The sequence below is a fragment of the Alphaproteobacteria bacterium genome (assembly GCA_030680745.1).
Classification (GTDB): domain Bacteria; phylum Pseudomonadota; class Alphaproteobacteria; order JAUXUR01; family JAUXUR01; genus JAUXUR01.
Genome location: JAUXUR010000003.1, coordinates 1 through 8,240, shown reverse-complemented (window position 1 = coordinate 8,240; position 8,240 = coordinate 1). Strand labels below are relative to the sequence as shown.

General features: G+C 34.2%; 9 protein-coding genes. 6 read left to right on the top strand and 3 right to left on the bottom strand.

What is annotated here, in order from left to right; all coding sequences use genetic code 11:
* The coding region (locus Q8L85_00270) for an ISNCY family transposase (protein ID MDP1723122.1) at positions 1-1,020 on the bottom strand (1,020 nt) is incomplete at its 3' end.
* Positions 1,021-1,228: 208 nt separating this feature from the next.
* Here Q8L85_00270 and rpsD point away from each other — a divergent pair.
* Positions 1,229-1,843, top strand: a complete 615-nt coding sequence (gene rpsD / locus Q8L85_00265) for a 30S ribosomal protein S4 (GenBank protein ID MDP1723121.1) — start codon at positions 1,229-1,231, stop codon at positions 1,841-1,843.
* A gap of 129 nt (positions 1,844-1,972) precedes the next feature.
* Positions 1,973-2,776: a DUF2608 domain-containing protein gene (locus tag Q8L85_00260; GenBank protein MDP1723120.1), complete on the top strand. Its 804-nt coding sequence runs from the start codon at positions 1,973-1,975 to the stop codon at positions 2,774-2,776.
* A gap of 43 nt (positions 2,777-2,819) precedes the next feature.
* Here Q8L85_00260 and Q8L85_00255 read toward each other — a convergent pair whose 3' ends face one another.
* Positions 2,820-4,454: a hypothetical protein gene (locus Q8L85_00255; GenBank protein ID MDP1723119.1), complete on the bottom strand. Its 1,635-nt coding sequence runs from the start codon at positions 4,452-4,454 to the stop codon at positions 2,820-2,822.
* Positions 4,455-4,469: 15 nt separating this feature from the next.
* Positions 4,470-5,651 (bottom strand): NAD(P)/FAD-dependent oxidoreductase, encoded by a 1,182-nt coding sequence (locus Q8L85_00250; GenBank protein ID MDP1723118.1) that lies wholly within the window; start codon positions 5,649-5,651, stop codon positions 4,470-4,472.
* Positions 5,652-5,760: 109 nt separating this feature from the next.
* On the opposite strand from Q8L85_00250, the gene Q8L85_00245 reads away from it, so the two are divergent.
* The 4 genes from Q8L85_00245 to Q8L85_00230 form a co-directional block, all read left to right on the top strand.
* On the top strand, positions 5,761-6,099 hold the full coding sequence (locus Q8L85_00245) for a hypothetical protein (GenBank protein MDP1723117.1): 339 nt from the start codon (positions 5,761-5,763) through the stop codon (positions 6,097-6,099).
* Positions 6,050-7,111 (top strand): alpha/beta fold hydrolase, encoded by a 1,062-nt coding sequence (locus tag Q8L85_00240; protein ID MDP1723116.1) that lies wholly within the window; start codon positions 6,050-6,052, stop codon positions 7,109-7,111. The genes Q8L85_00245 and Q8L85_00240 overlap by 50 nt, the downstream gene beginning before the upstream one ends.
* Positions 7,112-7,176: 65 nt before the next feature.
* The gene (gene phbB, locus Q8L85_00235; GenBank protein MDP1723115.1) at positions 7,177-7,899 is read left to right on the top strand and encodes an acetoacetyl-CoA reductase; all 723 of its coding nucleotides are present in this window, start codon (positions 7,177-7,179) and stop codon (positions 7,897-7,899) included.
* Positions 7,900-8,143: 244 nt separating this feature from the next.
* A partial coding sequence (locus Q8L85_00230) for an IS200/IS605 family transposase (GenBank protein MDP1723114.1) occupies positions 8,144-8,240 on the top strand: 97 nt, incomplete at its 3' end.

Genomic DNA, 8,240 nt, shown 5'->3' with positions numbered 1-8,240 from the left:
AATTTGGTAGATAAGTCGATTGTGACTTATTTCTAAATTTTTACTAAGTTTTCGTGTTGATTGTTGACTTAAAATTTGACGAAGTTTTGCAGCATCTTGATAAAGAGGACGATGCGCATCTTCTGATTGTATTGGTTCAATTGCAAATTTCTGGTTATATTTAATAATGAATTCAGATAAATAGGCATTGCCTTCTTCCATTGTATTTATTTTTGCAAGGCGCATTTCTTTTATTAATCGGTCTTGCAATGTTTGATTGGCACGTTCTACACGTCCTTTTGCCTGAGAAGATCGTGCACAAATAAGCTCAATATCAAGATTCCTCAGTGAGCTGTGAAATTGCGTATCACTTAATCGTCCATCAACACATTCTTGCCGTGTTGTTTTAAAAATACTATGACGATCACTGTATAAAGCAATAGGTCGACCATGCGTTTTTAAATAGGGTTCAAGGCATCTAAAATATCTCATACTTGTTTCGCTTTGTTCAAAACGCATAGAGACAATTTGACTGGTTGCATCGTCAATAAAAACATAAAGGCAGCATTTTAATGCACGACCCTCAAACCAATCATGATGAGAACCATCAATTTGAATAAGCTCTCCAAAGCGTGGACGGCGTGTACGACTTTGATGTATTCGTGCTACTTTACGTGATTTTTCTTTTTTTAAACCATCCTTTATCATCCATTGCCGTAATGTTTCTCGGTTTATTTTAACATTATTTAACTCGTTTAATTTTTCTGATGCAAAAGTTGGCGTAAAATCAGCATATTGACTTCTGACTAACGCCAACACATTGGCCTTGAATTCATTTTTAAATGAGCGATTGCTTCCCTTTTGACGCCCCTTAACCCCTTCATTTCCTTCAGTTTTAATGCGTTTAACTAAACGTCTTATTTGACGTGCGCTTAATTTTAAAGTTTCAGCAGCTTCAACTTGACTTATATCACCATCAATGACTTTCTTTATTACATATAAACGTTCCAATTCGCTCTCTTTTAATCTGATATTCTTCATCTTTGTCTTCACTTTTATGGTTGCTTGCTCAGCCCATCATATCAGTGATTTTTTTTCTAAAAACCGGACATCTCTAAATTGTAAAAGAGGACATTATCAAATTGCACTAACATCAATGTATAAAAATTTGACAAAAAACTAAGTTTAGTGTAAAAAGGCATATCTCTTATCGTATGCGTGCGGCTGCACAAAATAGAGTAGGACTAAAATGACTAAAAGAATTCAAGCAAAACATAAAATTGACCGTAGGTTAGGCATAAATCTTTGGGGCCGTCCAAAAAGCCCTATTAATATGCGTGCTTATCGTCCAGGTCAACACGGCCAACGTCGTACTAAGCCTTCTGATTATGGTGTTCAGCTTCATGCTAAACAAAAATTAAAAGGATATTACGCCAATATTACTGAACGTCAGTTCCGCAAAATTTATGCTGAAGCTGTTCGTTGTCGCGGTGATACGGGTGAAAACTTAGTTGGTCTTTTAGAACGTCGCTTAGATGCGGTGATTTATCGTATGAAAATTGTACCAACAATGCATGCGTCACGCCAATTCGTCAGCCACGGTCATATTTTAGTTAATGGAAGACGCGTTAATATTCCTTCATATCTCGTTAAAGAGGGTGATGAAATTTCAGTGCGCGAAAAAGCACGTGATCTTGAATTAGTGCAATTAGCACTTAAATCTAGCGAACGTGATATTCCTGACTACATTACGATTGATGAAAAAGCTGTTAAAGGCACTTTCGTCCGCGTTCCCAAATTATTGGATGTTCCTTATCCAGTTCAAATGGAACCACAGCTCGTTATCGAGTTTTACTCACGTTAATCTTTTTTAACGTTATAAGAATCCCTTCTTTTGGTAACGAAAGAGGGGATTTTTTATATTTATGATCATGTTATCAAATTGTGTTAAAATAAAAAAATGTTTAAAAATATAATAGTTGGAATAATGATAATGTTTTTAACAAGTTGTAAAGAAAAAATTGTTAAAACAGAAATTTTAGAAATTTCTGATATTAATAAAGTTCAAGAAATATTCAAAACTGCAACTGCTGATTCTATTGTTTTATGTGATATTGACGATACAATTATTACACCTAAATCAAAAATGTTTCGATATAACAGTGAATTTAAAAATTTAATTGATGTTATTAAAAAAAACAGAGAAAATATACCGAATTTTAACACTATCATAGGCAATTGGCGTTTGAATCGTAAAGCAATGTTAGTTTCGTCTCTTTGGCCTTCCATAATAGCAGATCTAAAAACAAAAAATATCCACACTTATGCCCTGACACAATTGGACACAGGAAAAGTTGGTCCTATTGAAAGTATGGAGGAATGGCGTTATCAAGAGCTTAAAAATTTAGGTATTGAGTTTACACACAAATTTAATGAAAAAGAAAACTACATTGTTATATCCTCTGATCAAGGCACATCACATGCTGTTTTTCACAAAGGATTTTTTCTAACGGGTGTACATACAAAAGCTCAATTGGTAAAAGAAATTATTTTCGTTCAAAAACCTGATCATATTTATTTCATAGATGATCGAAAAGATCATGTAATTGCTGTTGAAGAAGTTGCAAAAGAATTTTCTATCCCTTACACAGGCATTGTTTATAAAGGCGTTGAATTGTTGGATGAGAAACCTCATGAATTGGTTGTAAATGAACAAAAAAAACAACTTCTTGAAAATGCTCAATGGCTAGAAGATCAAGAAATTGAGCAAAAATTAGGCATAAAAACTGTTTCTTAGAAAAAAAACTGTATTAAGAACTGATTGAAAAAATACAGATAACTCATTCAATAATATAGCGAATATATCCGATTAATTGATGATCCTGTTCTGGTTTTTTAATTTCTAAATAAGCAAAACGACGTTCTTTATTGTAATAAATTGCTTTGATGATTTCATAATATACTCGACCATTGTCGGCGATTCTTTTTTCTATACCTAATTTTTCGTGAGCGTTTTTACCTAAAAATCCTAGATCAAAAAGAATGCCTCGTTTTTCCTTAAAGTTAATCTTGTTTTCTTGATCGGTATAGGCAATACCAATTCCTTCTTTTTGATACAACGTAATTTCTTTGCATCCTGTGAAATTATGACATAATCCTCTTAAAAGATCTGCGAATGCGCCTTCATATAATTCAGCTATAAAAGGTTTATCTGTAATATGTATATTTAGAATATCTAATTCTTGCTGAATAAATTTATTTACTTCTTCTTCCGTGTAAGATTTTTCTTGCAACAATTTATCTACAATAAAATTGTAGACATCTGTGTGTAAATTATCGCCGATAGGGGAACGAGAAAATTTCTTATTGGAATCATCCTCAAGCGTTTTATTAAGCCATGATACAATCTTCGATCGATATTCATTAAACCATTCATTTACCGGGATGTCGCCAAGATTAGTATCAATGGCATCAAAATGAGGTCCCGATTTAAAAAACCAATTTAAAAATGTTTTTATAAAAGATTGATTTGCTATATTGGGTATATATTTTGCTAAATAAGCATTATCTGAAAAGGCACTATGCTCAACATTTGGTGTCCAAGTATCAGCATTATCTATTTTTGTAAGTTGATCACCAAGATTTTCTTGATATTGCATCATACCACGTATAAAAAACACAGGCTTTCTTTCACTATTAGCGGGGATACCAACAGAATCATAGATTTTGCGTTCAGATATTTTTGAATCAATATCGACAATTATTTTAATACGCGGATCTTTAAACCCCAGATGGTGAGCTACATTGCCACCAAAACTATGGCCCATAAGAATGGTTTTATGAACGTCTAATGCCGAATCAAAATGATCTTTATTAAGCGCGTCTATATGATCTAAAATATACTTTATATCATTGATGATCATATCCATGGCTAGATCATAATATTGATAACGATAATCGCGATCTTTTCTGCCTAAAGTCAATTTCCAGGCATCTTTAAAACTAGGCGTTATTTTAGTATTATCTGGAAAACGTACAAAATTAGATACATAAGGCTGATCAAGACTTAGAACGATATATCCTTGCGATGCGAGCTCTTCACATAATATCGTATATTTTTGACGCTCTTGACCCAGACCAGGCACAAAAATAACAATTGGATAAGATGATTCTTTTAATATTAAAGCATTCGGTTTTGCATGTGCTAAAACTTCAATATCTAAAACTTTTCCATTTTTAAGTGTTTCTGGCATGTAAGGATAAGTACCTTCATGTTTTTCAGCGGGATAAAATGCTTGAACCATCCATCTTCGAGATTCCTCCCCTCGGAACATTTTGCGTTTTTCATCTTTCATTTCAAATGCTTTTGTGCCTATTGCATGGATTCCCATTGGCTTAGGTAAAGTGAGTGTTTCAGCATAAAGAATATTGCTAGATAAAGTCATAAATAAAATAAAAGATAAAATTTTCTGCATTTTAAAAACTTCCATTTAACAATTATTACCCGCAGCAAAGCCAGAAGACCATGCCCATTGAAAATTATACCCACCGAGCCATCCTGTTACATCAACAACCTCTCCAATAAAAAACAAAGAAGGTATTTTGGTATAAGCCATGGTTTTTGAAGAAAGTTCATTGGTATCAATGCCACCTGCGGTAACTTCGGCCTTTTGGTAAGACTCATTCCCGCTAATCGTTACTTTAAAATTGTGTAAATAATCTGCAATTGTAAACAATTTTTCTTTTTTAAGATCAGTGATACTTTGATTAAAATCCGGATTAACACATAAATGATCCATAAATCTTTTTGTGAAGAATGGCTTTAAATAATTGGAAACTAATTGTTTATTATTTTTATCGATCACAAATTGTTTTTTAAGATCTTCTTCAGGCAACAAATTAAGTATGATTTGTTCTCCATTAAATTTTTCTAGAAAAGAGGAGATTTGTAAAATTGCAGGGCCACTTAGCCCTTTATGTGTAAACAAAATATTTTCTAAAAATGAGGCCTTGCCATAACTGACTTTGGCATAATGTGACACACCGCTTAAATTTGTGTATAAACTTCTTTCAGATTCGGTGACAATAAGGGGCACTAAAGCAGGCCGTGTTGGTCGTATTTTAAGTCCAAATTTTTTAGCTAAACGATAGCCAAAATCACTCGCGCCGATTTGCGGGATCGATAAACCACCACTTGCAATAATAAGCGCATCGGCCGTAAAATGCCCAAGATTCGATTGAATGCTGTAAGAATCGCTTTTAGTAACATCGCTTACTGCACAATTGAGTTTAATATCAACATGATAGGCGTCACATAAATCGAGCAACATTTGAATGATTTGTTTAGCGGAGCCATCACAAAACAATTGTCCCAACGTCTTTTCATGATAAGCAATTTTATATGATTCGATGAGTTTTATAAAATCATGCTGCGAATAACCCGCTAATGCTGATTTAACAAAATGAGGATTTGGACAAATATAATTTTTAGGGGACGCATACAAATTCGTAAAATTGCAGCGACCACCGCCTGAAATACGAATTTTTTCGCCAATTTTATTCGTGTGTTCAAGGAGAAGTGTTTTTTTACCGCGTTTCCCCGCTTGAATGGCAGCCATAAGACCTGCAGCACCGCCTCCAATGATAATGACGTCGTATTTATTATTGATCATAAAAACCTTTTAAAAATGCTCATTTATTACAATTTAGTATAATGTCTTTTCTTGAACGTAAAATAAAGGTAAATCTTATTGTAATTAGGATATAAAGAAAGCCCATAAAATGACTGAAAAAATAGATGTCGAACAACTCTCTCAAAAATATATAGAATTATGGCAAAATCAATTGGAAAAAGCGCTTTCTGATCCATTGCTTCAAAAGTCTGGCTATGAGATGATGGCTCAATTTCAAGAAATGATGAAAAAGAATGTATCCTCAACCGTATCCAACTTTTCCCAATCAGATCAATCCGAAACGGGCACAGGCGCCACAGCCTCTCCCATTGATGCTGTCACTGTTGCAAAGCTTGTGGGGAGCCTCGTGGAGCGGATTACAGCTTGCGAAAAACGACTTGAGCAATTTGAATCTTTCTTTAGATCCTTCCAATCAAAAGCATCATGAAGATCTATGGGAAAAAATAGAACAAAAAAACTACATTCAAATTGAAAATTTTTGGAAAGGCGTTCATTTTTACAGAAATCACGCCTTTGTACCATTCCAACAAGAAAAAAAAATAATAAAGACTTTATATGGCGCAACTCTTTCAGTTTATGGCGCTGAAGGTGGAAAACCCATTTTCATTATCCCCTCATTTATTAATAATGCCTCTATTCTTGATTTATATGAAGATGTTAGCCTTATTCATTATTTAACAAAAAATGGTTTTCAGGTTTTTTGTCTTGATTGGGGAGAGCCAGATAAAACACATATAGATTTTGAGCTTGTCGATTATTTTGAAAAAATACTCATCTTTTTCTTGAATGAAATCAATCTTATAAGCAATCAAAAACCAATCGTGATGGGTTATTGTATGGGGGGAATTTTCGCTCTTTTAGCAGGGCAATTTGCACAAGCTCATATTGATAAAATTATATTATTAGCACCTCCTTTTGATTTTCATGTGCCAAATTTAGAATATGATTCAAAATTGCTTGAGGTTTGGCTAGAACAAAGCCTTAAAGCTGATAATCATATTCCAAAAGAATGTATTCCATATGTGTTTTTCATTAAAAATCCATTTCGTATTATCCAAAAATATGCTTCTTTCGGTCCATCTTATTCAGATGACAGACAAAAGCTTTTTGTGAGCATTGAAGATTGGTTAAATGATCCTATTGCCTTAGCACGGAAAGTAGGTATTGAAGTTATTGACCAATGGTTTTTACGAAACGTACTTAAAAATCAAAAATGGATTTTTGGAGGCATAAAAGTTGATTTAAGCCTTATTAAAACAAAAGTTTTGCTTGTGTCGCCTCTTAAAGACAGTGTTATCCCTCAAAATTCGAATTTAGGATTAACATCAATCCTACCCAATGTAATTCTTTCAGCACCAAATTTAGGGCATGTCGGTATTGTGGCAAGTTCTAAAGCTAAAGATAGTTTTTGGCCTTATTTAATTTCGTTTATGCAATAAGGTCTTGATTTTGCAGCGCAGCAACGCGTAGTAATGAATAAATAAGAAATTCTTGGGAGACGAAAATGATTAAAACAGCACTTGTCACTGGTGGTACGCGCGGCATTGGCGCTGCAATTTCAAAACATCTCCTTAAAGAAGGCTACAAAGTAGCGGCTACTTTTCAACGCAACCAATCACAAGCGCAAAAATTTGAACGTGAAACAGGCATCAAAGTTTATTGTTGGGATGTGAAAGATCTTAAGGCCTGCGAAGAAGGCGTTCGTCAAATTGAAAAAGATTTAGGTTCCATAGATATTCTTGTCAATAATGCCGGCATTACAAGTGATGTTAGTTTCCATAAAATGTCTTCTTTTCAATGGAATGATGTTATTGATACCAATTTATCGTCTTGTTTCAATATGTGCCAAGCTGTTATTGATGGTATGCGGACACGTCAATATGGTCGTATTATTAATATTAGTTCTATCAATGGGCAGCAAGGTCAATTTGGGCAAACAAATTATGCTGCTGCAAAAGCCGGTATTATAGGCTTTACAAAATCACTTGCAATTGAAACAGCTCAAAAAGGCATTACAGTTAATGCTGTTGCCCCTGGTTATATTAAAACGGAAATGGTTCAAGCTGTAAAACCTGATGTACTTGACAAAATTATTGCACGCATTCCTGTTGGGCGCCTTGGCGAACCTGAAGATGTCGCAAATGCTGTTGGTTTTTTAGCAAGCGAAAAAACAGGCTTTATGACAGGTGCGACGTTAACCCTTAATGGTGGTCAATATTTGACCTGATATGCATAAATCAGCTGTATAGTCGGTTAAATTTATGCCGCACATGTATAAAAAGTACATGTGCATTTTGTTATCTGAACTCGTTCGCAAGTCACTAATAAGAGAGCCGTTTACATTTTTAACTCAATGATAGGTAAGCCCGTAGTTTGACTAGGGAGACTATAAAGGCTTGGCCTTCAGATTCAGTAATAGTGTAAGATCCATTTCGGCTTGACGGTCAGAAAGGATCTTACACATGAGTAATATATCATCATACGAAAGCCTTAGTCATTCTAAATGGGACTGTAAGTATCATTTAGTTTTTGTACCAAAATGCCGCAGGAGAATTTTGTATGGAAAAG